This is a genomic window from Pseudolysinimonas yzui, assembly GCF_014653215.1.
Classification (GTDB): Bacteria; Actinomycetota; Actinomycetes; order Actinomycetales; family Microbacteriaceae; genus Pseudolysinimonas_A; species Pseudolysinimonas_A yzui.
Genome location: NZ_BNAI01000004.1, coordinates 88,274 through 114,369 on the forward strand (window position 1 = coordinate 88,274; position 26,096 = coordinate 114,369).

Annotated in this window: 25 protein-coding genes and 1 pseudogene; 9 read left to right on the forward strand and 17 right to left on the reverse strand. The window is 70.2% G+C overall.

Annotated features, from left to right (window positions below; all coding sequences use genetic code 11):
• Positions 1-74: 74 nt before the first annotated feature.
• The 9 genes and pseudogenes from purH to IE173_RS10785 form a co-directional block, all read right to left on the reverse strand.
• Positions 75-1,661, reverse strand: coding sequence for a bifunctional phosphoribosylaminoimidazolecarboxamide formyltransferase/IMP cyclohydrolase (gene purH / locus IE173_RS10750; RefSeq protein WP_191283492.1), 1,587 nt, complete (start codon positions 1,659-1,661; stop codon positions 75-77).
• Complete coding sequence (purN, locus tag IE173_RS10755) at positions 1,658-2,242, reverse strand: phosphoribosylglycinamide formyltransferase (protein WP_191283493.1); 585 nt, start codon at positions 2,240-2,242, stop codon at positions 1,658-1,660. The genes purH and purN overlap by 4 nt, the downstream gene beginning before the upstream one ends.
• Positions 2,243-2,251: 9 nt before the next feature.
• Entirely contained in the window at positions 2,252-3,469 is a 1,218-nt protein-coding gene (locus IE173_RS10760; protein WP_191283494.1) for a cell division protein PerM, read from the reverse strand.
• 23 nt (positions 3,470-3,492) lie between these two features.
• A complete protein-coding gene (locus tag IE173_RS10765; RefSeq protein WP_191283495.1) occupies positions 3,493-5,046 on the reverse strand; it encodes an alpha/beta hydrolase in 1,554 nt (517 codons plus the stop codon).
• A 26-nt stretch (positions 5,047-5,072) separates the two neighbouring features.
• Positions 5,073-6,725, reverse strand: coding sequence for a phosphoenolpyruvate--protein phosphotransferase (gene ptsP, locus IE173_RS10770; protein WP_373298471.1), 1,653 nt, complete (start codon positions 6,723-6,725; stop codon positions 5,073-5,075).
• 87 nt (positions 6,726-6,812) lie between these two features.
• Positions 6,813-7,601, reverse strand: a pseudogene (locus tag IE173_RS15685) (PTS sugar transporter subunit IIA domain-containing protein); the annotation flags it as partial.
• Positions 7,498-8,139, reverse strand: coding sequence for a dihydroxyacetone kinase subunit DhaL (dhaL, locus tag IE173_RS10775; RefSeq protein ID WP_191283498.1), 642 nt, complete (start codon positions 8,137-8,139; stop codon positions 7,498-7,500). The pseudogene IE173_RS15685 and the gene dhaL, both read right to left, overlap by 104 nt.
• 32 nt (positions 8,140-8,171) lie before the next feature.
• Positions 8,172-9,170 carry a dihydroxyacetone kinase subunit DhaK gene (gene dhaK / locus IE173_RS10780; RefSeq protein ID WP_191283500.1) on the reverse strand — a complete coding sequence of 333 codons (999 nt, stop codon included), beginning with the start codon at positions 9,168-9,170 and terminating at the stop codon, positions 8,172-8,174.
• Positions 9,167-9,910, reverse strand: coding sequence for an MIP/aquaporin family protein (locus IE173_RS10785; protein WP_191283502.1), 744 nt, complete (start codon positions 9,908-9,910; stop codon positions 9,167-9,169). The genes dhaK and IE173_RS10785 overlap by 4 nt, the downstream gene beginning before the upstream one ends.
• A 184-nt stretch (positions 9,911-10,094) precedes the next feature.
• On the opposite strand from IE173_RS10785, the gene IE173_RS10790 reads away from it, so the two are divergent.
• Positions 10,095-10,874, forward strand: coding sequence for an IclR family transcriptional regulator (locus tag IE173_RS10790; protein WP_191283503.1), 780 nt, complete (start codon positions 10,095-10,097; stop codon positions 10,872-10,874).
• Between the two features lie 5 nt (positions 10,875-10,879).
• Here IE173_RS10790 and sucD read toward each other — a convergent pair whose 3' ends face one another.
• Both sucD and sucC read right to left on the reverse strand, forming a co-directional pair.
• The gene (gene sucD, locus IE173_RS10795) at positions 10,880-11,767 is read right to left on the reverse strand and encodes a succinate--CoA ligase subunit alpha (RefSeq protein ID WP_191283504.1); all 888 of its coding nucleotides are present in this window, start codon (positions 11,765-11,767) and stop codon (positions 10,880-10,882) included.
• A gap of 10 nt (positions 11,768-11,777) precedes the next feature.
• Positions 11,778-12,944, reverse strand: a complete 1,167-nt coding sequence (sucC, locus tag IE173_RS10800) for an ADP-forming succinate--CoA ligase subunit beta (protein WP_191283505.1) — start codon at positions 12,942-12,944, stop codon at positions 11,778-11,780.
• 128 nt (positions 12,945-13,072) lie between these two features.
• Between sucC and IE173_RS10805 the strand changes: the two genes are divergently transcribed.
• Complete coding sequence (locus IE173_RS10805) at positions 13,073-13,825, forward strand: oxygenase MpaB family protein (RefSeq protein WP_191283506.1); 753 nt, start codon at positions 13,073-13,075, stop codon at positions 13,823-13,825.
• Here IE173_RS10805 and IE173_RS10810 read toward each other — a convergent pair.
• From IE173_RS10810 to IE173_RS10820, 3 genes are read right to left on the reverse strand one after another with little or no spacing between them, the layout of a single operon-like run.
• Complete coding sequence (locus IE173_RS10810; RefSeq protein ID WP_191283507.1) at positions 13,803-14,189, reverse strand: ATP-binding protein; 387 nt, start codon at positions 14,187-14,189, stop codon at positions 13,803-13,805. The two genes, IE173_RS10805 and IE173_RS10810, sit on opposite strands and share 23 nt — an antisense overlap.
• A 22-nt stretch (positions 14,190-14,211) precedes the next feature.
• Entirely contained in the window at positions 14,212-14,547 is a 336-nt protein-coding gene (locus tag IE173_RS10815; RefSeq protein ID WP_229842053.1) for an STAS domain-containing protein, read from the reverse strand.
• Positions 14,547-15,671 (reverse strand): PP2C family protein-serine/threonine phosphatase, encoded by a 1,125-nt coding sequence (locus tag IE173_RS10820; protein WP_191283508.1) that lies wholly within the window; start codon positions 15,669-15,671, stop codon positions 14,547-14,549. Before IE173_RS10820 ends, IE173_RS10815 begins: the two co-directional genes overlap by 1 nt.
• Positions 15,672-15,850: 179 nt before the next feature.
• Between IE173_RS10820 and IE173_RS10825 the strand changes: the two genes are divergently transcribed.
• Positions 15,851-16,840, forward strand: coding sequence for an aldo/keto reductase (locus IE173_RS10825; protein WP_191283509.1), 990 nt, complete (start codon positions 15,851-15,853; stop codon positions 16,838-16,840).
• Between the two features lie 58 nt (positions 16,841-16,898).
• Here the strand turns inward: IE173_RS10825 and IE173_RS10830 are convergent, their stop codons facing one another.
• Positions 16,899-17,429 (reverse strand): hypothetical protein, encoded by a 531-nt coding sequence (locus IE173_RS10830; RefSeq protein WP_191283510.1) that lies wholly within the window; start codon positions 17,427-17,429, stop codon positions 16,899-16,901.
• A 105-nt stretch (positions 17,430-17,534) separates the two neighbouring features.
• On the opposite strand from IE173_RS10830, the gene IE173_RS10835 reads away from it, so the two are divergent.
• Genes IE173_RS10835 through IE173_RS10845 form a run of 3 tightly spaced genes read left to right on the forward strand, consistent with a single transcriptional unit; the run spans position 17,535 to position 20,726 of the window.
• Positions 17,535-18,596: an SPFH domain-containing protein gene (locus tag IE173_RS10835; protein WP_191283511.1), complete on the forward strand. Its 1,062-nt coding sequence runs from the start codon at positions 17,535-17,537 to the stop codon at positions 18,594-18,596.
• 13 nt (positions 18,597-18,609) lie between these two features.
• Entirely contained in the window at positions 18,610-19,503 is an 894-nt protein-coding gene (locus tag IE173_RS10840; RefSeq protein WP_191283512.1) for an NAD(+)/NADH kinase, read from the forward strand.
• Entirely contained in the window at positions 19,500-20,726 is a 1,227-nt protein-coding gene (locus tag IE173_RS10845; RefSeq protein WP_191283513.1) for an MFS transporter, read from the forward strand. The genes IE173_RS10840 and IE173_RS10845 overlap by 4 nt, the downstream gene beginning before the upstream one ends.
• Positions 20,727-20,790: 64 nt before the next feature.
• Here IE173_RS10845 and IE173_RS10850 read toward each other — a convergent pair whose 3' ends face one another.
• Together IE173_RS10850 and IE173_RS10855 are read right to left on the reverse strand one after the other, a co-directional pair.
• Positions 20,791-23,139 (reverse strand): ATP-dependent helicase, encoded by a 2,349-nt coding sequence (locus tag IE173_RS10850; protein WP_191283514.1) that lies wholly within the window; start codon positions 23,137-23,139, stop codon positions 20,791-20,793.
• 12 nt (positions 23,140-23,151) lie between these two features.
• Complete coding sequence (locus IE173_RS10855; RefSeq protein WP_191283515.1) at positions 23,152-24,147, reverse strand: glycerophosphodiester phosphodiesterase family protein; 996 nt, start codon at positions 24,145-24,147, stop codon at positions 23,152-23,154.
• Positions 24,148-24,172: 25 nt separating this feature from the next.
• On the opposite strand from IE173_RS10855, the gene IE173_RS10860 reads away from it, so the two are divergent.
• From IE173_RS10860 to IE173_RS10870, 3 genes are read left to right on the forward strand one after another with little or no spacing between them, the layout of a single operon-like run.
• Complete coding sequence (locus IE173_RS10860; RefSeq protein WP_191283516.1) at positions 24,173-24,517, forward strand: DUF4190 domain-containing protein; 345 nt, start codon at positions 24,173-24,175, stop codon at positions 24,515-24,517.
• Positions 24,510-25,106, forward strand: a complete 597-nt coding sequence (locus tag IE173_RS10865) for a hypothetical protein (protein WP_191283517.1) — start codon at positions 24,510-24,512, stop codon at positions 25,104-25,106. Before IE173_RS10860 ends, IE173_RS10865 begins: the two co-directional genes overlap by 8 nt.
• A 9-nt stretch (positions 25,107-25,115) precedes the next feature.
• The gene (locus IE173_RS10870; protein ID WP_191283518.1) at positions 25,116-25,937 is read left to right on the forward strand and encodes a Bax inhibitor-1/YccA family protein; all 822 of its coding nucleotides are present in this window, start codon (positions 25,116-25,118) and stop codon (positions 25,935-25,937) included.
• The last annotated feature ends 159 nt before the right edge of the window (positions 25,938-26,096 follow it).

Below are 26,096 nucleotides of genomic sequence, written 5' to 3' on the forward strand. Positions count from 1 at the left end.
CCCTGGTGGCAGGGCAGCCTTCCAGACTAGGCCGCCAGGCCGGCGACCGCCACCGGATGAGCGAAGAAAGCTGCTCAGTGGAAGAAGTGCCGCTCGCCCGTGAAGTACATCGTGATACCGGCCCGCTCGGCCGCGGCGATCGTCTCGGCATCCCGCACCGACCCGCCGGGTTGCACGATCGCCTTCACCCCGGCGTCGATCAGGATCTGCGGGCCGTCTTCGAACGGGAAGAAGGCATCGGATGCCGCCACGCTTCCGCGCGCGCGGTCGCCGGCCCGCTCGACCGCGAGCTTGCACGAGTCGACCCGGTTGACCTGGCCCATGCCGACGCCCACGGAGGCTCCGCCCGAGGCGAGCAGGATCGCGTTCGACTTCACCGCGCGGCAGGCGCGCCAGGCGAACTCGAGGTCGGCGAGCGTGGCCTCGTCGGCGGCGGGTCCGGCAGCGAGCTTCCACTGCAGCGCCGGGGTGAACTGCCGGTCGATCGTCTGCACGAGAAGGCCGCCCGAGATGCGCCGGAACTCGGTGCGCCCGTCGGCGAACCCGGACGGCAGCTCGAGCAGCCGGAGGTTGGTCTTGCCCGCGAGCACCTCGAGGGCGCCGGGCTCGAATCCCGGGGCGATGATCACCTCGGTGAAGATCGGCGCGATCGACTCGGCGGCCTCGCGCGTGATCGGCCGGTTCGCCGCGATGACCCCGCCGAACGCCGACACCGGATCGCAGGCGTGGGCGAGGGCGTGGGCCTCGGCGACGGTCGCCGCGGTGGCGATGCCGCACGGGTTGGCGTGCTTGATGATCGCGACCGTCGGGGTCTCGTGGTCGTACGCGGCGCGCACCGCGGCATCCCCGTCGACGTAGTTGTTGTACGACATCTCCTTGCCCTGCAGCTGGCGGGCCTGGGCGATGCCGACGCCGTTCGGGCTGGTGTACAGCGCGGCCCGCTGGTGGGAGTTCTCGCCGTAGCGCAACACGTCGGCACGCTCCCACGAGGCACCCATCCAGCCGGGGAACCCGCTGCCTTCGTCGTCGGGCGCGAGCACGCTGCCGATCCAGGAGGCGACGCCGATGTCGTAGGTCGCCGTGTGCCGGAACGCCTCGCGGGCCAGTTCGCGGCGCTGCAGCAGGCTCGTCCCGCCCGCGGCGAGCGCGTCGACGATATCGCCGTAGCGCGCCGGGTCGGTGACGACGGCGACGTTGGCGTGGTTCTTCGCGCTCGCCCGCACCATCGCGGGGCCGCCGATGTCGATCTGCTCGACCACCGCATCCGGTTCGGCTCCCGACGCGACGGTCGCCGCGAACGGGTACAGGTTGATGACGGCCAGCTCGAACGGCTCGATCTCGAAGGTCGCCAGCTCGGTCTCGTGCGACTCGAGACGCAGGTCGGCGAGCAGGCCCGAGTGCACCTTCGGGTGCAGGGTGCGCACCCGCCCGTCGAGGTGCTCGGGGAACCCGGTGAGGTCGCCGATCTGGGTGACGGGGATGCCGGCCGCCGCGATCGCCGCCGACGTTCCGCCGGTCGAGACGATCTCGACGCCCGCGTCGGCGAGCGCCTGAGCTAGCTCGATCAGCCCCGTCTTGTCGCTCACGGCGACGATCGCGCGCTTGATCGGCACGAGGTCGCGTTCGCGGTACAGGGACGGGTCGATGGATGCGCCGCTCATAGGTCCTTCAGATCGATGTGGGAGTTGGCGATGTCGAGCACGACCTGCACGAGCAGTTCGCGTTCGACGAGCTTGATGCGGTCGTGCAGCCGCGACTCGGTGTCACCGGGCAGCACGGGCACGCGACGCTGGGCGACGATCGGGCCGCTGTCGATGCCGTCATCGACGACGATGACGCTCGCCCCGGTCTCGGAGACCCCGGCGGCGAGGGCATCCCGCACGCCGTGGGCGCCGGGGAACTCGGGCAGGTACGCCGGATGGGTGTTGAGCAGGTTCGGGGCGAGGGCCGACACCACCGCGGGCGGCAGCAGCCGCATGAACCCGGAGAGGATGACGAGGTCGGCATCCCACTGCCGCACTTGCGCGAGCAGCTCGGCGCCCCACTGCTCCCGGGTCGGGAACGCGCCGAACGGCACCACGAATGTGGGGATGCCGTACTCCTCGCCGTGCGCGAGGCCGTCGGCGTCGCGGTCGGCACCGATCGCGACGACCCGGGCGGGGAACTCGGCGTCTTCGCTCGCTTCGAGGAGGGCACGGAGGTTGCTCCCGCCCCCGGAGATGAGGACGACGAGCCGGAGCACCCGCCCAGCCTACCGGCGCGCGCTGGAGTCGCGGGCCGGCAGCCGGGCTGCCGCAGCCAGCCCGATCCCGATCGCGACGGCGAACTCGGCCGCGGCGACCAGGCCGACCGCGATCGGGTCGGGTCCGACCTCGATGAGGCGCCCCGGACCGGCCGCGCCGCCCGACGCCGCGGCGAGAAGCCCGAGGACCAGCCCGCCCGCGATCCCGCCCCCCGCCGCGACCCCGAGCACGGTGAGCGGTGTGACGTGCTCGAGCGCGCGCAGCAGAGCGGGACGCACCGCGACCCCGGCGAGGAAGCCGGCGACGACGGGCACGATCACGCCGAGGAATCCGAACGGCGAATCCCCGGTCGGCAGGGCGCCGAAGACGGGAAGCGCGGGGATCGGCCCCAGCGCGGTGCCCACCGGTGAGACATGCGACCCCGCACCGATCGCGAAGCCCGGCCCGACCAGCCAGGCGACCGCCCACAGCACGAGATTGGGCAGCACCGCCAGCTGCCCGGCGGTGAGGGCGATGCCGCCCACCACCTCGGTGTGCAGGGCCTCGTAGAGCTCGATCATGTCGGAGAACCGCACCACGAAGAGCAGGGCGACGACGACCGCCGCGACGGCGACGGTCAACGCGACGGCTCCCGCCCCTGCCCGGAAGGCTGCCCCGGCCGCGGCGCGAAGCTCGGGCGAGCGGTCGTCGAGCCACTCCCCCAGCGGATCGCGCCCTCCGGCGCGGCGCGCCCGCAGCACCCCGAGGGCGACGCCCACCCCGAAGACCACGGCCGGCAGGATGAGCCCCTGCACGAGCGACGGCCGGGCGGAGGCGTGCAGCGCGGTCGCGGTCACCCCGAGGGATGCCGCCGCGAACACGACGACCGCGGTGAGGCCCCCCAGCATCCGATGCCCTGTCTCGGCGACGCGACCGCCGGCGCGCACGCCCAGCAGCACGGTGAGCAGCGCGAAGCCGAGCAGCGCGATCGTGACCTTAACGGGGTCGCCCGCGGCGGGCAGCCCGAGTGCGGTCGCGAGCAACGGATCGAGCGTGAAGATGACGTCGACCCCGTGGCCGAGCAGCCAGATGTCGACCGCGGCCCGCCAGAAGACCAGCCATTCCGGGGCGAAGCCGAAGTGCGCCGCCCAGACGATCGTGAGCGGCACGAGCGGGATCGCGACGCCGATCGCGAGCACGAGCAGCGACTCGAGCCCCGCGAAGAGGATCGTCAGCCGCCGGGTCACGGCCCGACCCTATCCCGCAGGCGTCAGCACATCGGGTCGGCGCTCGGCACGTCTCCACGCAGGAAGTAGGCATCCACCGCGTCGTCGACGCACGAGACGCCCTGCGCGTAGATCGTGTGCCCCTCGCCGTCGTAGGTGATGAGCACACCGCTCGAGAGCTGCTGCGCGAGCGACACCGCCTGTGCGTACGGCGTCGCCGGGTCGTTCGTGGTGCCGACGACGAGGATCGGCGGAGCGCCCTCGGCGTCGTACTGCGCCGGCATCTCGGCGACCGGGAAGGGCCAGTTCGAACAGGTCACGTCGAGCGCGACGTAGTCGTCGAGCGCCGTCGCGAAACCGAGATAGGGCGCGCGCTGGTCGATGACGGCGAGGCCCTCGAGCGGGGTCACGCCGTCGGTGCCGAGGGTTCCCTCGTTGCAGGTCACCGCGGTGTAGATCTCGTAACCGTTGCCGTCGTAGATGCCGGAGGCGACCCGGCTGTTGTACTCGTCGGCGCTGTCGAAGGTCGACTGCGCGTCCCCGGCGTCGAGGTCGGCGAGCATCTGCACGAGACCCGACCACAGGAACTCGGCATACAGGTTGTTGATGAGACCGGTGCCGATCGTCGCGACATCGAGCACGCGACCGTCGTTCGAGGTGAGCCCGTCGTCGCCGACGTCGAGGATCAGGTTCTCGGTCTGCTGCATCGCCGACTCGACGCTGCCGCTGAACGGGCAGTCACTGGAGTCGAAGCAGTACTCCAGGAACGAGCGGTAGGCGCTCTCGAATCCGGCCATCTGGGTGGCGAGGGCGTCGAGGTCGCCGACGAGCGGGTCGACGGCGCCGTCGAGCACCATCCGGCCGACCTTCTCCGGGAACAGCTCGGCGTACACGGCCCCGAGGTAGGTGCCGTAGGAGTAGCCGAGGAAGGTGAGCTTCTCGTCGCCGAGCACGGCGCGGATGACATCCATGTCGCGCGCGACGCTCGCGGCGTCGAGGTTGCCGAGCAGGTCGCCGGTGTTCTCCACGCACGCGTCGATCCAGTCGGTCTCGCGCACCGTGAGTTCGTCGATCCAGGCCTGCGTGCCGTAGTCGGCGTCGAAGGTGCCGTACAACAGCTCGTCCTTCTCTGCGCCGTCCGTGCAGACGATGGGCGACGACTGCCCGACCCCGCGCGGGTCGAACCCGATGATGTCGTAGCCTGCGAGCACATCCTCGGTGACGATGTACGCCGCCGAGTAGGCGACGAAGTCGTAGCCGGAACCGCCGGGCCCGCCGGGGTTCATCAGCATCGACCCCATCGGCTCCCCGGTCGCGTTGTGGCGGGCGATGGCGATCTCGATCGTCTCGCCGGCCGGGTCATCCCAGTCGAGCGGCACGGTCACGGTCGTCTCATCGACGCGGTTGCCCAGGTCGTACCAGGTGAGCTCCTGCTGGTAGAACGCCTCGAGACCCGGCTCGACCTCTTCGTCGGTCGAGGTGTCGACGGTCTGGCTGCCCCCGCCGCCGCTGGGGAAGGTGAAGGGGAAACAGCCGGAGAGCAGCAGCGCGCTCGCGGTGAGCAGGGCGGCGAGCGGCAGGATGCGACGCGTGGACATGTGAGACCCCCTCGGGACGACTGGGGTCAGCCTAGCGAGATGGCCCCGAGTGCGGATGCCGTCGCGGCGCGTGCGTCGGCGGCGGTCGAAGCGGCGAGCGCCGCTGCCGCGATCCGCACGCAGTCGGCGCGGCTGACCGAGGCGAGCACCTCGCCGACGGCGGAGAGCGCGCGCGGAGTCATCGACAGCGAGCCGACACCGAGCCCGACGAAAACGACCGCGAGCAGCGGGTCGGCGGCGGCCTCGCCGCACACCCCGACGGGCGTTCCGGTGCGCTGGCTCGCCGCACCGACGTCGGCGATCAACTGGAGCACCGCGGGCTGCCAGGGATCGTTGAGATCGGCGAGTTCGCCGATCATCCGGTCGGCCGCCATCGTGTACTGGGTGAGGTCGTTGGTGCCGATGCTCACGAAGTCGACGGCTGCCAGAAGGTCGTCGGCGCGGATCGCGGCAGCCGGGGTCTCGATCATGATCCCGGCCGACTCCAGGCCGACGGCCCGGCAGCGGGCGACGACCTCCCGGGCTTCCTCGAGGGTGGCGACCATCGGCGCCATCACCTGCACCTGGGCCGTCTCGGCGGCGGCGGCTTCTGCGATCGCCGCGAGCTGCTCGTCGAGCACCTCGGGGCGGCGACGCGCCGTGCGCAGCCCCCGCACCCCGAGGGCGGGGTTCTCTTCGGCGTCCGCCGTCAGGAACGGCAGGGGCTTGTCGGCCCCCGCGTCGAGGGTGCGCACGACGACCTTGCGCTCCGGGAAGGCGGCGAACACGGCACGGTAGGCCTCGACCTGCTCGGCGCGTCCCGGCGCGTCGGTGCGATCGAGGAAGAGGAACTCGCTGCGGAACAGCCCAACACCCTCGGCGCCGGCTTCGGCGGCGGCGGTCGCCCCCCGTGCGTCGCCGATGTTGGCGAGCAGGGCGACGGGATGCCCGTCCCGGGTGGCGCCCGGGGCGGCGAGCCGCGCCGGACGGGCGGCGGCGGCCTCGGCGGCGACCGCCGCGACCGTGGCCGCATCGGGATCGCGTCGCACCTCGCCGGTGGCGCCGTCGACGAGGACGACCGTGCCCTCGGGGATGCCCAGCGCTCCCGTCGCGGCGACGACGGCGGGGATGCCGAGCGATCGGGCGATGATCGCCGTGTGCGAGGTCGGTCCGCCCTCCTCCGTTACGAGCGCGACGACCGTCGCCGGGTCGAGCGTCGCCGTGTCGGCCGGGGCGAGGTCGCGCGCGACCAGCACGAACGGGTCCGCGCGCTCGGGCACGCCGCCGAGCACCTGGCCGGTCAGGACGGCGACGATGCGGTCGCGCACATCCCGCACGTCGGCGGTGCGCTCGGCGATGCGTCCCCCCAGGGCTTCGAGGGTCTGCGCCACCTCGGCAGCGGCATCCCAGACGGCGCGCGGTGCCGCGGTGCCGCGGTCGGCGATCGCCGCCACGGCCGGATCGAGCAGCGCAGGGTCGCGCGCCATGAGCGCGGTCGCCATGAGGATGCTGCGCGCCTCGCCCCGCGCTGCGGCGGCGCGGGTCTCGAGCTCGCCGGCCACGCGGGTCGCTGCCGCGCGAAGCCGGGCGACTTCGGCGACTCGGGCGCCTTCCGCCAGGGCTCGCCCTCGGGCGGGTTCCTCGACGGTGGAGCCGAGGTGCACCACCGGCCCGACGGCTCGTCCCGGGCTCACCCCCACCGGGCGCGCGGGCGCCGCGGTGGGCGACGGCGCCGGCTCCGGCTGAGCGGCGTCCAGCTCGCCGAACCCGTCGGCCACGAGGGCCAGGATGCGATCGAGCTCTGATCGAGCGGCGGGGGCGGCCGAGATCTCGATCTGGTCGCCCCGGCGCGCGCCCAGGGCGAGAAGGGCGGTGGGGCTCGCGGCGTTCGCCACGGCGCCGGTGCGGGTCGCGCGGATCGTGACGTCTGCCGTGCGGACGGCGGTCGCGACGAGGGCCGCGGGGCGCACGTGGAGCCCCAGCGGGTTGGTCAGAACCGCGACGGCGACGAGTCGTTCGGCACCGCTCACCGATGCTTCCGGCGCTGCGGCGGCCTGTTCGCCGAGCTGCCCGCTCTTGGACAACAGCGCCGACTCCGCCTCGGCGGCGACCTCGGCGAGGGCCGCGCCGCCCGACGCGCGCACGACCGCCGCGAGAAGCCCCTCGACGAACGGAGCCGACGACAGCCGCACCTCGACCGACGAGGTCGTCAGCTCGAGGGCGAGCTCGGCGCTCAGCACCGCCGAGCCGAGGTCCATCAGCACCAACACGCCGTCGGTGTCGGCGAGCGCGTCGATCGCTGCGGCGACCCGGGTGGCGTCGGTGCCGACGATCGGCGAGCCGTCCTTCTCGACGCCCGCCCCCGCGGCGACGAGTACCCGCGGCGCCGCGGTCGGCACCATCTGCAAGGCGAGGCTGACGGCCGCCTCGGCCAGCTGCAGGCTGTGCGAGACGGCGACGATGCCGATCACGTCACGAACTCCCGAGAACGTCGGCGAGCGTGCGCATGAGGAGCGCGCTCGAGGCCGAGCCCGGGTCGAGGTGACCCGCGCTCCGCTCGCCGAGATAGCTGGCACGGCCCTTGCGGGCGACGAGAGGTTCGGTCGCATCGCGACCGGCCTCGGCGGCATCCGCCGCGACACCGGCGGCCGCCGGGATGGGGGTCCCGCCGGCGAGGGCGGCGTCGAATGCATCGAGGGCCGGGGCGAGAGCATCGAACATCGTCTTGTCGCCCGCCTCGGCTTTGCCGCGCGCGACGATTCCGTCGAGCCCGGCCCGGAGGGCCGCCGCGAGCGCCGCGCCGTCGAACTCGGCGACGGCGCCCGCGGTCATGCCCATGCGAAGGAAGAAGGTTCCGTACAGCGGCCCGCTCGCTCCGCCGACCGAGGTGACCAGCGTCATCCCGACCGACTTGAACAGCTCGTCTGCGGTGGACGGCGTCGACGTCTCGAGCTTCTCCATGACGGCGGCCATGCCGCGCGCCATGTTCGCCCCGTGGTCGGCGTCGCCGATCGCGGAGTCGAGTTCGGTGAGGTACGCCCGCTGCTCCGTCACCGCAGTGCGGAACGCGTCGAGCCAGGTCACCAGAGAGTCGAGACCAATCGTGCCGTTCATTGCTTCGTCCTTCGAGTGTTCCACGGTGCCGGTCAGGCGCCCCAGCGCAGTCCGCCGGTGACGACGGGAGCATCCCACAGCTTCAGGATCTCGTCGTCGGCCTTCAGCACCGTCACCGAGCAGCCCGCCATGTCGAGCGAGGTGATGTAGTTGCCCACGAGCGTGCGGGCGACCTTCACGCCCGCCTTCTCGAGCAGCTTCGCCACTTCGCCGTACATCAGGTAGAGCTCGATGAGCGGCGAGCCGCCCATGCCGTTGAGCATGACGATCGACGGGCCCGACGTGAAGTCGAGGTCGGCGAGGATCGGCTCGACGAGCTGCGCGGCGATCTCGTGCGCGCCGGCGAGCGGAACGCGGTGGCGCCCCGGTTCGCCGTGGATGCCCACGCCGATCTCCATCATGTCGTCGGGCAGGTCGAAGGTCGGCTTGCCGGCCGCGGGCACCGTGCAGCTGGTGAGCGCCATGCCCATCGAGCGGCCGGAGCCGTTGACCTTCTCGGCGAGGGCGAGCACGGCTTTCAGGTCGCGCCCTTCCTCCGCCGCCGCGCCGACGATCTTCTCCAGCAGCACGGTGACACCCACGCCGCGACGGCCCGCCGTCCAGGTGGAGTCCTGCACGGCGACGTCGTCGTTGGTGACGATCGTCGCGACCTCGACGCCCGACTCCGCGGCGGCGAGTTCGCCCGCCATCTCGAAGTTCATGACGTCGCCGGTGTAGTTCTTCACGATGTGCAGCACGCCGGCTCCGCGGTCGACGACCTTCGTCGCCTCCTGCATCTGGTCGGGCGTCGGCGAGGTGAAGACCTCCCCGGCGCACGCGGCGTCGAGCATCCCGGTGCCGACGAAGCCGCCGTGCAGCGGTTCGTGACCCGACCCGCCGCCCGAGATGAGCGCCACCTTGCCATCGGCCTTGGGCGTCGCCCGGTAGATGATGCGGTTCGCGAAGTCGACCCGCAGGTCGCTGTGGGCCGCGGCGACGCCGGCGAGGGCGTCGGCGAGCACCGCCTCGGGGGCGTTGATCAGCTTCTTCATGCGGAGACGCTCTCCTTCTTCTCAGCGGCCTTGTCGGCGGCGGTCTTCGAGATCAGCCCGAAGAGCAGCGCGGCGGCGATGCCGGCGAGCAGTTCCGCGGCGATGTAGACCGGGTACTGCTCCCAGTGAACCTCACCACCGAGGATCTGCTGGATCAACATGGGGCCGGTGGTGCGGGCGGGGTTGATCGACGCTCCGGTCGCGGGGGCGACGGGGATGATCGCGGCGAACACCACGAGCCCGATGACGATGCCGGCGAATCCGGAGGCCGCCTTGCGGTGGATCACGCCGAACACCGTGAACACCAGGATGAACGTGCCGACGAACTCGGCCGTGAACGCCTGGTACCACGGGATGTCGCCGTAGGCCGCGACGCCGAGACCGGCTTCGCTCGCCGGCATCCCGAGCACTCCGACGATCGCGAGAGCGCCGACGGTCGCACCGAGCACCTGAGCGATCAGGTAGCCCGGAACCTCGCGCCACGGGAACTTGCCCGAGACGGCGAGACCGAGGGTCACGGCGGGGTTGATGTGGTTGCCGGAGATGTAGCCGAACGTGTAGACGGTGGCGACGACGATGGTGCCGAAGGCGAGTGAGATCACACCGAGTTCGGCACCGGTGAACGGTTCTCCGCCGCGCGCGAGCGCGAGCGCCGGCACGGAGCCGACTCCGACGAAGACCAGGAAAGCCGTGCCGAGGAACTCCGCTGCGAGCTTCTGCCACATGCGGTTCTCATCCATATGTACTCCTTTGGACATGCGGGGTTAGGGACGTCGATGCGGTCTCCCGCCGACGTCCCGTCTTCGGAACGCCATTCGACAATGTCGAATATGCTGCAGAAAGATCGCGACGTCAAGAGTCGATTTCGAACGAGTGACGTCGTCGTCGCACGCATAATGGAACACACCCAAGGAAGGGGCAGCGGTGATCCAGGCGATCGATCGGGCGGCCAACGTGCTGAAGCTCCTTCAGGGCGCCCGCCACCTGCGCATCAGCGAACTCGCCGCCGCGCTCGAACTGCCTCCGTCCACGGTGCACGGAATCGTCAAGTCGCTGCGCGAGCACGGGCTGGTCGCGAAGGAACGCGGCTCCGACCGCTACATGCTCGGCCCGGCGCTGCTGAAGCTCAGCAACGTCTACCTCGACACCCTCGACGTGCGCGCCCGCGCGATGCGCTGGACCCGCGAGCTGGCCCGACGCACCGGACTGGCCGTGCGACTCGGCGCCGAGCTGTTCGATGAGGTCATCATCATCCATCACAACCGCCGGCCCGACGGCAGTCAGCAGATGCTCGAGACCGGGCTCACCATCCCCGCCCACGCCTCCGCCATGGGCAAGGTGCTGCTCGCCTACGACGCCGATTACGCCGCCGAGGTGTTCGGCAAGGAGCTGCGCAGTCTCACCGGCGACACCGTCACCGACCCCGCCAAGCTATCGCTGACGCTGGCCCAGATCGCGGCCCGCGGGCTCGCCACCGAGCAAGACGAAGCGGTGCTCGGCGAGTCGTCGGTGGCGGCACCGGTCTCGGATGCCAGTGGCAACGTGATCGCGGCCGTCGCAGTCGTGCTGCCGACGAGCGAATGGCCCCCGGAAGACCCGGTGCTCAACGACCTCCGCGAGACCGCGCGCACCATCTCACGCGAACTCGGCTCGTCGTCGTGGCCGCCGCAACCGCCTGAGCGGCAACCCGACGACGACGCCTAGTCGGCTCAGAGGGTCTGGATGATCTCGCGCATGAGCGCGGCGGTCTCCGACGGCGTCTTGCCGACCTTGACCCCGGCGGCTTCGAGCGCGACCTTCTTGCCCTCGGCGTTGCCCGCCCCGGCGGAGACGATCGCGCCGGCGTGGCCCATCGTCTTGCCTTCGGGGGCCGTGAAGCCCGCGACGTAGCCGACGACGGGCTTGGTGACGTGCGCCTTGATGTAGTCGGCCGCCCGCTCCTCGGCGTCGCCGCCGATCTCGCCGATCATGACGATCGCCTTCGTCTCGGGGTCGGCCTCGAACGCGGCGAGCGCGTCGATGTGGGTCGTGCCGACGATCGGGTCGCCGCCGATGCCGATCGCGGTCGAGAACCCGAGGTCACGCAGTTCGTACATCATCTGGTAGGTCAGGGTGCCCGACTTCGACACCAGGCCGATCGGGCCCTTGCCGGTGATGTTGTTCGGGGTGATGCCCACGAGCGACTCGCCCGGCGTGATGATGCCGGGGCAGTTCGGGCCGATGATGCGGGTCGTGCCCTTGCTCTTCGCGTAGGCCCAGGCTTCGGCGGTGTCCTGCACCGGGATGCCCTCGGTGATGACGACGAGCAGCGGGATGCCGGCATCCACCGCTTCGATCATCGCGTCCTTGGCGAACGGCGGCGGCACGAAGATGATCGACACGTCGGCGCCGGTCTTCTCGATCGCCTCGGCGACGGTTCCGAAGACGGGAAGCGAGATGCCCCCGTCGTGCTCGACGGTCGTGCCGGCCTTGCGGGCGTTGACGCCGCCGACGACCTGGGTTCCGGCCTTGAGCATCAGGGCGGTGTGCTTGGTGCCTTCGCCGCCGGTGATGCCCTGGACGATGACCTTGGAGTCCTTGGTGAGGAAGATCGACATTCTCTAGTCCTTAAGCGGTGTGAGCCAGCGCGGCGGCCTTGTCGGCGCCGTCGTCCATGGTTTCGGCGAGGGTGACCAGGGGGTGGCGTGCGCCGCGCAGGATCGCGTGGCCCTCGTCGACCCGGTTGCCGTCGAGGCGCACCACGAGCGGCTTGGTGGCGCTGTCGCCGAGGATCTCGAGCGCCTTGACGATGCCGTCGGCGACCGCGTCGCACGCGGTGATGCCGCCGAAGACGTTGACGAACACGCTCTTGACCTGCGGGTCGCCGAGGATGACGTCGAGACCCGCCGCCATGACCTCGGCCGAGGCCCCGCCGCCGATGTCGAGGAAGTTGGCCGGCTTCACGCCGCCGTGCCGCTCGCCCGCGTAGGCGACGACGTCCAGGGTGCTCATCACGAGGCCCGCGCCGTTGCCGATGATGCCGACCTCGCCGTCGAGCTTCACGTAGTTGAGGTCGTGCGCCTTGGCCTTGGCCTCGAGCGGGTCGGCGGCGTCCTTGTCTTCCAGCGCCTCGTGCTCGGGGTGCCGGAATCCGGCGTTCTCGTCGAGGGTGACCTTGCCGTCGAGGGCGACGATGTCGCCGGCGCCGGTGAGCACGAGCGGGTTCACCTCGACGAGCGTGGCGTCTTCGGCAGCGAACACGCCGTACAGCTTCACGATCACCGGGGCGACCTTTTCGATGATCTCGGCCGGGAACTTCGCGGCCGTCGCGATCTCGGTGGCCTTCGCCAGGTCGATTCCGGCGACCGGGTCGACCTCGATGCGGGCGAGGGCCTCGGGCCGCTCTTCGGCGAGAACCTCGATCTCCATGCCGCCCTCGTACGAGGCCAGCGACAGGTAGGAGCGGTTGGCCCGGTCGAGCAGCACGGAGAAGTAGTACTCCTCCTTGATGTCGGCGCCGGCCGCGACCATGACCTTCTTGACGATGTGGCCCTTGATGTCGAGGCCGAGGATCGCCTTCGCGGCCTCTTCGGCATCCGCGGGGGTCTTCGCCACCTTCACGCCGCCCGCCTTGCCCCGACCGCCGGTCTTCACCTGCGCTTTGACGACGGTGACTCCGCCCAGCTTCTCGGCTGCCGCGCGCACCTCCGCGGGGGTTTCGGCGACGATGCCGGCGAGCACGGGCACGCCGTGCTTCTCGAATAGATCACGGGCCTGGTACTCGTACAGATCCACGCTGGACTTCTTCTTCCGTTGAGGGGAGTGGATGTTTGGTGGCGGGGCTGTCTTCTCTCGATGTCGAGATAACTCGATGTCAAGATACTTTTCAGCCTCGCACAGCCTACCCCTGCGAGCATGGGCGCATGTTCGAGCGCAGCGCAGCCTTCCGGCACTACGCCGCCGACTCCTCGCTCGTGCTCGGCGGCCTGGCCGCGATCCTGCTCCAGCTCGCCCATCCGGTCGTCGCCCGCGGCGTCGCCGAGAGCAGTTCCTTCGCCAGTGACCCGCTCAAGCGGTTACACCACACCCTCGCCTACGTGTACGCCGTTCATCTCGGGTCCCCGCATCAGCACGCCCAGGCCGCGCGACGCGTCGACTCGGCGCACGCCCGGGTGATCGGCGCCCGCGATCCGGACGCGCAACTCTGGGTCACGGCGACCCTGACCCACACCGGGATGCAGGTGCATGAGCTGCTCCACGGCCGCCTCGCCGACGATCTCGCCGCCGAGATCCACGCCGCCGGCCGCGACCTCGGCACGTCGCTGCAGCTACCTGCCGACGTCTGGCCGGCCGACCGGGCGGCCTTCGACCGCTACTGGAACGCCACCCTTCTCTCCCTCGAGGTGGGCGACGACGCCCGATCCGTCGCGGCGGAGTTGCTCGCCGCACGGGCAGCGCCCTGGTGGCTGCGCGCGCTGCTTCCCGCCGCGCGCGAGTTCACCGCCACGCTGCTGCCGCCCGCCCTGCGTTCCGCCTACGGCCTGCCCGACCATCCGCGGCGCGGGCGGGCCGTCGTGGCAGTTGTTCGGCTGCTCACCCGAGTCACGCCACGACGGCTGCGTGAACTGCCGTCACGACGGCTGCTCGCGCCGCTCAGCCGCCGAGCGTCCGAGTGATGTGCCAGTGATTGAACCCGTCGTCGCTGTCGTAGCGCAACTCGTCGACGAGGGCCTGGATGAGCGGGATGCCCCGGCCGGACTCGGCGAGTGCATCCTCCGGAAGGGTGCGTCCCGCCAGCGTCACATCCCCCGGCTCGCCGGAGTCGCTCAGCGTCGCCGTGATCCGGTCCGGGTAGGTCTGGACGACGAGGGCGCAGACGACGCCGGTGCCGGTGTCGGCGTGACGCATGACGTTCGAGGCGAGTTCGATCACGGCGATCTCGAACTTGAGGCGATCCTCAGGCCCGATTTCGGGCACATCGTTCCACACCTGTTCGAGCATGTCGTGAACGGTGTTGACATCGCCGGGCGGGGTCGCCATTCGGAGCGTGTGCCGCACCGGCCTAGACATCGGCGAACGCCGTCCGCGCGTCCTCGTGCACCGACAACACCTGGTCCATGTTGGTGAGTTTCAGCACCAGACCCGCCTGCCAGCTCACGGCCGCCAATCGCAGCTCACCGCCCTGTTCACGCGCACTCTTGAGTCCGTTGATGATGGCCCCCAGCCCCGACGAATCCATGAAGTCGATTTCGCTCAGGTCGACCACGATGCGGGTGAACCCGCGTCCGAGCGCGACCCTGATCCCCTCTTTGAAGTGCGGTGCACTCGCCATGTTGAGGCGTCCGACCGGCTTGAGGACGGCCGTCCCCGGTCCGCTCTCGGTAATCGTCATCTCCATCAGATGGGACCTCCGGAACGTCGGATCGCGAGCACCGTGATGTCGTCGGCGGCGTCGCCCTCCAGTGCCAACCGCGCGATCTCCTCGACGATCTTCTGAGCGCTCGACGCCGCACGCACGATGTCCGCGACGGAGTCGACCGACGCCAGAGAACCGTCGTAGAGGTCGAGCACGCCGTCGCTGAACGTCACCAGCGTGCAGCCTTCCTCGAGCACCGCCCGGTGGCGACTGCGGCGATGGCCGCTCAATGCGATCCCGAGTGGGAGGTCGCCGCCCTTGAGCCGCCGATGGCTGCCGTCGGCAGACACCAGGAGCGTCAGGCCATGCCCCGCGTCGACGTACGAGAATCGGCCGGTCTCGGCTTCGAGCCGAGCATGGAACAAGGTCACGAACGACTGGGTCTCGTCGAGGTCGTGAGCGAGCGCATCCGCGGCACGCTCCACTCCGGCCAGCACATTCTTCTTCCGGGAGGCGCTGCGCACCGTCGCCCGCACGGTCGCTGCGAGGATCGCGGCCGCGACCCCCTTGCCCATGACATCGGCGAGCGTGAATGCGAGCCCCGACTCGATCGCATACCAGTCGTAGAAGTCGCCGCCTGCCGCCTGGGCCGGCAGGCACAGACCCGCTACCTGGTAGCCGGGGAGCGGCGGGACGGTCTTCGGCAGGAGCGCCCGCTGCACTTCGGCGACCCTGAGGAGGTCATGCTGCTTGCCGAGTTCGTCTTCGATGAAGCGGGAGAGTTCGGCGACGGTGCTCACGACGGATGCGTCGGGCACTCGGGGATCGGGGCCGGCGATGCAGTACGCGCCGATGCGATCGCCGCTCGCCGAGTGGATGACGCGTGCCGCGAAGAATCGCACGCGCAGTCCGCCGACCGTGAGCCCCTCGTCGGCGAAGTCGGGATCGGCGTCGGCATCCTCGATGACGACCACCTCGTCGGTCGTCAGCACGCGATCCCACAGGGCCGAGTCGCGAGGCGTGGTTTCGGTAGTGAAACCGTGCCGCTCGCCGAAGAGGACTTCCGTCTGGTCGACGAGAACGAGCGCCACGTAGGGCGCGCCCAACAACTCCGACGTGTTCTTGCCCATGTTCACGAAGGTCGGCCCGTGAAGCGCGGCCAGCATCTCCGGATCAGACTTCCGGATCGGGGCGATCTCAGGTGCCCCCGTCGCCTTCCCCATGTCCACCCCCGCGAACTCTCCTCCGCGACGTCGCGGATACACCCCAGCCTATCGACGCGGTCGGTTCCCGACAGTCCCTCGTCCGGGTACTGCCGCCGACTCACGATGCATAGGCTCAGAAGGTGGAAACGCGAACCCTCGGCCGCACCGGCCGCACCGTCTCGGTCATCGGCCTCGGCACGTGGCAGCTCGGCGCCGACTGGGGCGCCGTAGACGACGATGCCGCCCGCGCCGTACTCGACGCGTCGCACGCCGCCGGTGTCACGATGTACGACACCGCCGACGCCTATGGCGACGGGCGCAGCGAACAGCGCATCGCATCCTGGCTGGACGCCCGCGGGCTGCGCGGTCAGGTGTTCGTGGCGACCAAGATCGGTCGGCGGGTGCCGCAGCTGGCCGAGAACTACTCGATGGCGAACTTCCGCGCGTGGATCGACCGGTCGCGCACCAATCTCGGCACCGACACCCTCGACCTCGTGCAACTGCACTGCCCGCCCGATGAGGTGTACGCCTCCGACGCGGTGTTCGACGGGCTCGACACCCTCGTCGCCGAGCACGCGATCGCCGCATACGGGGTGAGCGTCGAGACGACCGCCCAGGCCCTCTCCGCGATCGCGCGACCGGGGGTCGCGACGGTGCAGATCATCCTCAACGCGTTCCGACTGAAGCCGCTCGATGCCGTGCTGCCCGCGGCGATGGATGCCGGAGTCGGCATCATCGCGCGAGTGCCGCTCGCGAGCGGGCTGCTCTCCGGGCGCTACGACCACGACACGACGTTCGCGGCCGACGACCACCGCAGCTACAACCGCGACGGCTCATCATTCGACGTCGGCGAGACCTTCTCGGGCGTCGACTTCGACGAGGGCGTCGAGGCGGCCCGCGAGTTCTCGGCGTTGGCCCGCGCGCACGGTCTCGAACCCGCAACCGCGGCACTCGCCTGGGTGGCGCAGCTGCCCGGGGTGAGCACCGTCATCCCGGGTGCCCGCAATGTCGCACAGGCCGAGGCCAACGCCGCGGCCGGATCGGTCGCTCCGCTCGGGCCCGAGTTCACCGCCGCCGTGCGCGATCTCTACGACCGCCGCATCCGGGCGGCCGTGCACGACCGCTGGTGACGAAGAACCGCTGGTGACCCGGCGTGAGCCGAGCCACCAGCGGTTGACGTGAAACGGGTCAGCGACCGCGCGAGCCCTGAGTACGGGCGAACAGCACGCCCGTGATGACCAGGCCGATGCCGAACACGATCCAGAGAACCGTTCCGATCGTGCCGAGCGCGGCGCCGGCGACGCCGGCGAGCAGGATGATGGCCGCGACAATCGTGGTCACGATGAACGCGAGCGCCGACTGGTTGCTGATCTCCTTGCCGACGTAGAGCACGATCGCTGCGACGACACCGCCGAGCGCAGCCGCGATCGCGGCGATGGTCACCAGGACCGCCGGAAGGGCGACAACCGACTGCAGAGCGAGCAGCAGCCAGCCGACCGCTCCGACGATCAACGCGATCCGGGCGATCGTGCTCCGGAACGACGCGACGGCGAGCACGAGGAACGCGACAGCGATCGCGAGGTACGCGAGCACCAGGAGCCACGAACCGGTCGCCGTGACGGCGGCGAGCCCGAGGATGACGTGAAGAAGCAGCAGCGCGCCCGCGACGACGAACGCGATGCCCGCGGCGGAGCGACGGGAGGTGGATACAGCAGCCATACGGTGTTCTCCTTTGAACTGAATGGTCCCAGCGGAGCTGGGCGGCCCCAGCCTAGGGGTAACCGGGCTTCGAGCGAGAGTGCCGCGCGCCCTAGGCTGTGCGGCATGGCCGACATCCGCCGCTACGCCTTCGCCCGCCATTTGCGCTCCACCCCCACCAGCCACATCGTCCACGCGCGTCGCGGCAGGATCGTGCACAACGGGCCCGGCATCGCCTTCTACTTCCGCGCGCTCAACGCCGCGATCAGCGAGGTGCCGATCGCCGAGAACGAGCTCTCGATGCTGTTCGGCGCGCGCACCCTCGACTTCCAGGAAGTGTCGGTGCAGGCCACCGTCACCTACCGGTTCGCCGACCCCGTCATCGCGGCGGGCCGGATCGACTTCTCGATCGACCCGTACCACGGCCGTTGGATCGGCAAGCCGCTGGAGCAGGTCGGCACCCGCATCACCGAACTCGCGCAGCAGTACGCGGTCGAGCACATCTCGTCGCTGAATCTGGTGGATGTTCTCGGCGCCGGCATCCCGAAGGTGCGCGCCGTCACGGCCTCGGGCCTCGCCGGCGACGAGCGACTCGCCGAGACCTCGGTCATCGTCGTCGCGGTGCGCATCGTGTCGATCCGCCCGCAGGCCGACCTGGAACGCGCGCTCGAGACGCCGGTGCGCGAGCGGGTGCAGCAGGATGCCGACGCCGCCACCTACGAGCGGCGCGCGCAGGCGGTCGAACGCGAGCGCACGATCGCCGAGAACGAGCTGCAGAGCAAGATCGAACTCGCGACCCGCGAGCAGCAGCTGGTGCAGCAGGAGGGCGCCAATGCGCAGCGCCGCGCGACCGAGGAGGCCGCGACGGCCCTCATCGCGGCGAAGGCCAGCTCCGAGCGGGCGAAGCTCGAGGCCGCGGCCCGGGCCGACAGCACCCGCGTCGTCGGGGCGGCGCACGCCGAGACGGAGGCCGCCCGGCTCGCCGCCTACGCGGGGGTGCAGCCCGCCGTGCTCACGGCTCTGGCGTTCCAGGAGCTCGCGAAGAACCTCCCCGAGATCGGAACGCTCAACCTGACGCCCGACGTGCTCACCCAGGCGCTGACGCGCCTCGCTGCGGAACCCGCCTCGCCCGCCTCACCGGCTCCGGCATCCGCTCCCGTGAGCGACGCCGCTCCCGACCAGCGCTGACCCGGAGCCGACAGTGCTGCCCGTCCGCGTGGTGTTCGTGCACCGCCGTTCGGAGTACGACGAACTGCTCGACCGGCACGCGACGTTCGGGCAGGCCGAGTTCTTCCTGCGCTCTCGCGGGCGGTCGATCGAGGATGTCGTCGCCCGGCACGAGGCGATCGAGGCCGCCCTGCACCTGGTGTCGACGAGCCTGCCCGCCGACGTGCGGCAGGCCCGGGTGGAGCGCACCGATCTCGACCGCTACCTGTTCGCCCCCGAAGACATCGTCGTCGCGGTCGGGCAGGACGGGCTCGTCGCCAACGTCGCGAAGTACCTGTCGGGGCAGCCGGTGATCGGCGTGAACCCCGAACCGGGGCGCAACGCCGGGGTGCTGGTGCGCCACGACCCGGCGGCCGGGGCGACCATCGTCGACCGGGTGCGGCACGGCCACGCGACGATCGAGCAGCGCGCCATGGTGCAGGCCACCCTTGACGACGGGCAGACCCTCACCGCGCTCAACGACCTCTACCTGGGCGACCCCGGGCACCAGTCGTCGCGGTACACCCTGACCGTTCCGGAGCGCGGCACCGAACGCCAGTCGTCGTCGGGCATCATCGTCGGCACCGGCACCGGCAGCACCGGCTGGTCGTCATCCATCGCGAACGATCGCGAGCTGCTCGACTGGCTGCCGGCTCCCGCATCCGACGACCTCGCCTGGTTCGTGCGCGAAGCGTGGCCGTCGCCCGCCACCGGCCGCGTTCTCGAGTTCGGAGCTCTGCAGGCCTCACAGCGACTCGAACTCGTCGCCGAGTCGGAACTGCTGGTGGCATTCGGTGACGGCATCGAACACGACCGCCTGTCGATCGCCTGGGGTCAGCACCTCGCCGTGGGCACGAGCACCCACCGTCTCGCCCTCGTGACCGCATGAAGTTCGGGGCCTTTCGGGCACGCTGGTACAAGAGTTACCTCACCGGCGGGTCACTGCTCATGGCGGGCGACAACGCCGAGCACGCGATCACCTACCTCGTGATGTGGCAGCTGTTCGAGTCGCCGCTGCTCGCCGGGTTCGCGGTCGTCAGCCACTGGCTGCCGCACCTGCTGTTCTCGATCCCGTTCGGCACGCTCGCCGACCGGTTCGACTGCCGGCGCATCATCCAGATCTCCCTCGGCCTGTTCGTCGTCGCCTCCCTCACCTGGGGCGTGCTGCTGCTCAACGAGGCGTTGCAGCCGTGGCATTGCGTCGTGCTGCTCGTCGTCCACGGCTTCGCGAGCGCACTCTGGCATCCCGCCAATCAGGTGATGCTCTACGACATGGTCGGCGAGAAGGACCTGCCGAGCGCGGTGCGCCTCATGGCGACCGGCCTGAGCCTCGGAATGCTCGTCGGCCCCGCCGCCGGCGCCGCGCTGCTGTTCACGATCGGACCGGCGTGGGGGATGTTCGTCAACACCCTGTTCTACGTGCCGTTCCTCATCCACCTCACGCTGTCGCCCTTCGATGGGCATCAGCGACGCGCCGCCGGGGTCATCCCCCGGGTTCGGCTTCGGGAGCTGCTCGCGACCATCCGCGACCTGCCGAGGTTCCCCAACATCCTGCTCGTCATCGTTCTGCAAGGCGCCGTCGGGCTGCTCATCGGGGTCGCCCTCATGCCGCTGCTGCCGGAGTTCGGCGAACTGCTCGGGCAGGTCGAGTCGGGCCTCGGCTACGGGCTGCTGCTCGTCGCGATGAGCGTCGGCGCCGTGAGCGGCGGCCTGCTGCTGGAGAGCGTCGGGCGGCTGCGGGCGACTCCGCTCGTGTCGGCGCTGAGCGAGCTGGTGTTCGCCGCGTGCGTCCTCGGCTTCGCGCTCTCGCGGGTGTTCCCGCTGAGCCTCGCGCTGCTCGTCGTCGCGGGCGCCGCGTCGATCCTCTCGCTGTCGACCTCGCAGACGGTGGTGCAGCTCGAGGCGCCGCCGGAGCAGCGAGGCCGTTTCGTCGGAGCGTTCAACACCACGAACATGGGGTTTCGGGTCGGCAGCGGGGTGCTGCTCGCGATCCTCGGCGGCCTGGTCGGCATCCCGACCGCTGTCGCTCTCGCCGCCGGAACCCTGGTGCTCGTGTGCATCGCCCTCGCCGCCGTCGCCGCCCGCCTGCGGGCCGCACACCCCCCGGTGTGATGGCTATTTGCCCAACTTCGTGCCGATTCGGGGCCCCGAAGGCACGAAGTTGGGCAAATAGCCGTCAGAGCTTCTCGATCGGGGCGATCTTGATGAGCAGACGCTTCTTGCCCGCGGTGTCGAACTGCACTTCGGCGATCGACTTCGTGCCGACGCCCGTCACCGCGACGACGCGACCGTCGCCGAAGTCGGTGTGCCGGATGCGATCGCCCTCGGCCAGCGTCAGGTCGCCGTTGTCGCGCACCTTGCCGGTGATCTCGGATGCCCACTCGCGTTTCACGCGCGGCGGCGCGGGCGGCAGTTCGGTCGAGTACGAGAAGCCGCGCGCCGGGCCGCCCGCGTAGCCCCGCGCGTTGAGCGCCCGCGGGCGGGTGCCCCCGCGTGAGGTCGCGTCTCCGGGAGACTGGCGCCAGTCGATGAGCCCGGCCGGGATCTCTTGCAGGTACCGGCTCGGCATCGCGACGCTCGTGTCGCCGAACGACGACCGCTGCATGGACAGCGAGAGGAACAGCCGCTTCTTCGCCCGGGTGATGCCGACGTAGAACAGCCGGCGTTCCTCGGCGAGGCCGCCGGGCTCGCCCGACGAGATGCGGTGCGGCAGCAGGTCTTCTTCCACCCCGGTGAGGAAGACGGCGTCGTACTCCAGGCCTTTCGCGGTGTGCAGCGTCATGAGCGAGATCGACCCGGAGTCGTCGTCGATCTCGTCGGCCGCCGCGACGAGCGCGACCTCGGTGAGGAACTCGAGCAGCCCGGCGTCGGGATTGTTCTTCGCGAACTCCTTCGTGACCGACAGCAACTCTTCGACGTTCTCGATGCGCGCCTCGTCTTGCGGGTCGCGGGTCGCCCGCAGCGCTTCGAGGTACCCCGAGCCGCTCAGCAGGGTGAGCAGGATGTCGGCGGCCTTCCCCCCGGCGAGGTGCTGGGCCTCCGCCTCGTCGAGCAGTTCGCCGAGGTCGAGGATCGCCCGGGTGACCTTCGGGCCGAGTTCGAGCTGCGCGGCGTCGCCGAGCGCGTCACGCAGGGCGACGCCCATCTTGTCGGCGTGCGCCTGCAGTGCCGCTTCCGTCGCCGGGCCGATGCCGCGCTTGGGGGTGTTGAGGATGCGGCGCAGCGCGAGGTCGTCGGCGGGGTTGGCGACCTGGATGAGGTAGGCCATCACGTCTTTGATCTCGGCACGTTCGTAGAACTTGGTGCCGCCGATGATCTTGTACGGCAGGCCCGAGCGGATGAACACGTCTTCCAGCGGACGGGTCTGCGAGTTGGTGCGGTAGAACACGGCGATCTCGCGGTACGGGGTGCCCGCCGAATGCAGCGCCGAGATCTCGTCGGCCACGAACTGCGCCTCGTCGTGCCCCGAATACCCGGTGTAGCCGATGATCGGATGCCCCGCCCCGACGGTCGTGAACAGGTTCTTCTCGAGCCGATCGAAGTTGTTCGAGATGACGGCGTTCGCCGCATCCAGGATGTTCTGCGTCGACCGGTAGTTCTGCTCGAGCAGCACGGTCTTGGTGTTCGGGTAGTCGCGCTCGAACTCGACGATGTTGCGGATGTCGGCGCCGCGGAACGCGTAGATCGACTGGTCCGAGTCGCCGACGACGGTGAGCGACGCCCCGGGCAGGCTGCCGTCGGGGGCGGTCAGCGTGCGCGTGTCGTCCGGCACATGCTGCGGCTTGATCGGCCGGGTCAGCTCGCGGATGAGCGCGTACTGCGCGTGGTTGGTGTCCTGATACTCGTCGACGAGCACGTGCCGGAACCGCCGCTGGTAGAGCGCCGCGACCTCGGGGAATGCGCGGAACAGGTGCACGGTCTCGGCGATGAGGTCGTCGAAGTCGAGCGCGTTCGCCCGCCGCAGCCCGGCCGTGTACCGCCGGTAGATCTCGAGGAACGCGACCTCGGCCGGGTCGTCGGTGTTGAGGTTGCGGGCGTAGGTCTCGACGTCGACGAGTTCGTTCTTCTGCTTCGAGATCTTGCCGGCGACGATTCCCGGGGTGAGGTTGAGGGTGTCGGCATCCAGCTCTTTCACGATGCGCTTGATGAGCGCCCGGCTGTCGGCCGAGTCGTAGATCGTGAAGCCCGCCTTCATGCCCATCACCTCGGCCTGCCGCCGCAGGATGCGCACGCACGCCGAGTGGAACGTCGAGATCCACATGCCGTCGGTCGCCCGACCCACAAGGTGCTGCACGCGTTCGCGCATCTCGTTGGCGGCCTTGTTGGTGAACGTGATCGCGAGGATCTGCAGCGGGCTCGCTTCACCGCTCGCGAGGAGGCTCGCGATGCGGCGAGTGAGCACGCTCGTCTTGCCCGAGCCGGCACCGGCGACGATGAGCAGCGACGGCCCGCGGTAGAGCACAGCTTCACGCTGCCGCGGGTTGAGCCCTTCGAGCAGCCTCTCGTCGATCGCGGGCTGGCTCATGGTGACTCGATTCTACTTTTCGCCGGTGACCTCGGCCCGGGCCGCGACTCCGAGGTCCGGATGGTCGACGAAGATGCCGTCGACGCCGGTGCCGAGAATCATCCCGAACTCGGTGCGCCAGTCGCCCCATTCGCTGGGAATCTTGCCCACCCGATGCCCAGGGGCGAGAAACCGGTTCTCGGGCCGCAGAGTCCAGGTGTAGACCTCGAGTCCCACCGCGTGGGCGCGGGTGACGAGCGCCGGTCCCGTCGGGCGCAGCAGCAGCGACTTGTCGACGCTCACCCCGTCGACCTGCTTCGCCAGGCGGGCGAGCCCGGCATCCGTCAGTTGCGCCGAATAGGGCAGCGCCTTGGCTCCGAACTTTGCGACCAGGTCGGGGGCGGAGCCGCGCGACTCGATCAGGTAGATGAACCGCCCGCGCACCCCGCGCTCGCGGATCTCACCGAGCACCGTCTGCTCGAAGCATTCGACGATGATGCGGTCGCCGTCATCCCACGCCTTCAGCTCGTCGGCGATCAGCTCGTCGAGCGGGATGCCGATCGAGGCGAAATAGGTCGGATGCTTCACCTCCGCCACGACGGAGATCGCGCGTCCCGTGCGCTCGGCTCCGGCATCCAGGATCTCGAGCAGATCGCGCAGCCGCAGGATCGGCTCGGCGCCGTTGAAGGTCGCCGACGCCTGCCGCACCTGGGGCAGACGCTCAGTTGCCCGCAGGGTCGAGAGTTCGGCCCAGGTGAAGTCTTCGGTGAACCAGCCGGTCAGGCTCACCCCGTCGACCCGTTTCGTGGCGCGGCGGTCGGCGAACTCGGGGCGCGCCGCGACATCCGTCGTTCCCGAGATCTCGTTCTCGTGGCGCAACACCAGCACGCCGTCGCGAGTGGCGACGATGTCGGGCTCGATCGCGTCGACCCCGAGGGTGATCGCCAGCTCGTACGCCGAGCGGGTGTGCTCGGGCCGGTAGCCGCTCGCGCCGCGGTGCCCGATGACCAGAGGACCGGGTGCGCGCATTCGTTCACGATAATCTGAACGCCTCATGGCAACCTGCGCGAACTGCGGTCGCGAGCTGCAACCGATGTGGAAGTACTGCATCACCTGCGGTACCCGCACGTCGGTGCCGCTCGCCGGCGCGCTGCCGTCGCCGCTGAGCGCCGACCCCGAGCCCGAGGTGCGCCGGGTCAACGTGCTCGCCGTGCTCGCCCTCATCCTCGGCTGTCTGCTGAGCCCGCTCGCGGCACTGTTCGGTCACATCGCGGTGTCGCAGATCAAGGTCACCGGCGAGCGCGGCATCGTGGCCGCCTGGATCGCCGTGACACTCGGCTACATCTGGCTGGTCACCCTCGCGGTGCTCGTGATCGCGTTCGTCACGACGAATGCCTGACGTCTCGATGTCGGAGACGGCCGCGCCGTTCCGCTGGCGGGAGCCCACCACCGCCCTGCCGTTGCGGTGGGGCGGCTACCGCACCCGACTGCTCGGGGGAATGCTGCTCATCGTCGGCGGCGGGCTCGCGGTCGCCGGCGGCGGGGTGACGAGCCCGTTCGCGAACGCCTTGCTGTACGCCGGGTCGGTCGCCCACATCACCGGATGGTCGGTGCTGCCCGCCGCCGGGTGGCGGCGGGTATGGGCGCTCATCCCGTCGACGCTCGTGATGTGGGCACTGCTGGCCGGGCCGGGCTGGCTGTGGATTCTGGTGTTCCCCTACATCGGCTGGCTGCTCGTGCGGCACCGGCCGTTCGCGGCTTACCCGACGCTCATCTTCGTGATCGCGGGAGCCGTGCTGGTCGCGCCGCTGTTCCCGTCGTACGGAATGATGCTGCCCGCCCTCGGCACGATGGGGGCGTTCATGGTGCTCTCGGCGCTCGCCGCTCGGGCCGTGCACATCGCGCAGGCTCGAGCGCGGCGGATTCGCCGGCTGCGGCGTTTGCGCCGGAGGCGAAACCCCAGGAATTCCTCGGCATCTACTCCCTAAGCTCTCCTCATGGCCAACCCCGCTTTCAGCAACTCCCCCGCGTTCTCGGCTGTCGCAGCCCAGAAGCTCGCTGCCCGCCAGAACGGCGTCCCTCCCGTTCCGACGCCCGGACAGCTTCAGGAGCACTACGCGCTGCCGGAGGCCACTCCGGATCAGATGGAGCGGATGACCTACCAGGACACCATCTTCAAGACCCTCGCGGGCTTCGCGGTGCTGCTCGTCGGTGCCGCGATCGGCTGGGTGTTCCCGGCGCTCGCGATCGTCGGCGCCATCGCCGGCCTTGTGCTCGCGCTCGTCAACATCTTCAAGAAGAAGCCGTCACCGCCGCTGATCCTCGCGTACGCGTTCGCGCAAGGTCTGCTCGTCGGTGGGGTGTCGATGCTGTTTTCGTCGTTCTCCGACGGCATCGTTCCGATGGCTCTGTTCGGCACGCTCGCCGTTGTCGGCGTGACCCTCGCCCTCTTCGCCAACGGCAAGGTGCGCGTCTCGAAGCGCGCGACCAAGATCTTCCTCGTCGCGATCGTCGGCTACATGGCGTTCTCGCTCGTCAACCTCGTACTCATGATGACCGGCGTCGTCACCAGCTTCGGTGGGGTGCGCGGGATGCCGATCCCCGGTACCGACATTCCGATCGGAATCCCGCTCGGCATCCTCGTCGTGCTGCTCGCTGCCTACTCGCTCGTGATGGATTTCGACTACATCCAGAAGGGCGTGCAGACCGGGCAGCCCCGCATCTACGGCTGGACGGGCGCCTTCGGCATCATCGTCACCGTCGTCTGGCTCTACCTCGAGATCCTGCGACTGCTGTCGTACTTCCTGCCGCGTAACTGACGCATCGCAACCAATCGTTGGGGACTCCCGTTGCGGGGTCCCCAACGGCGTTTCCGGGGTGGTTGCGACCGCTCAGCACCGCGCAGCGATGACACGCCGCAGAGTTGCCAGGACACGCCGCGCCTCGCCCGGAACGGTGCTGAGCGCGCGTCATTCCTC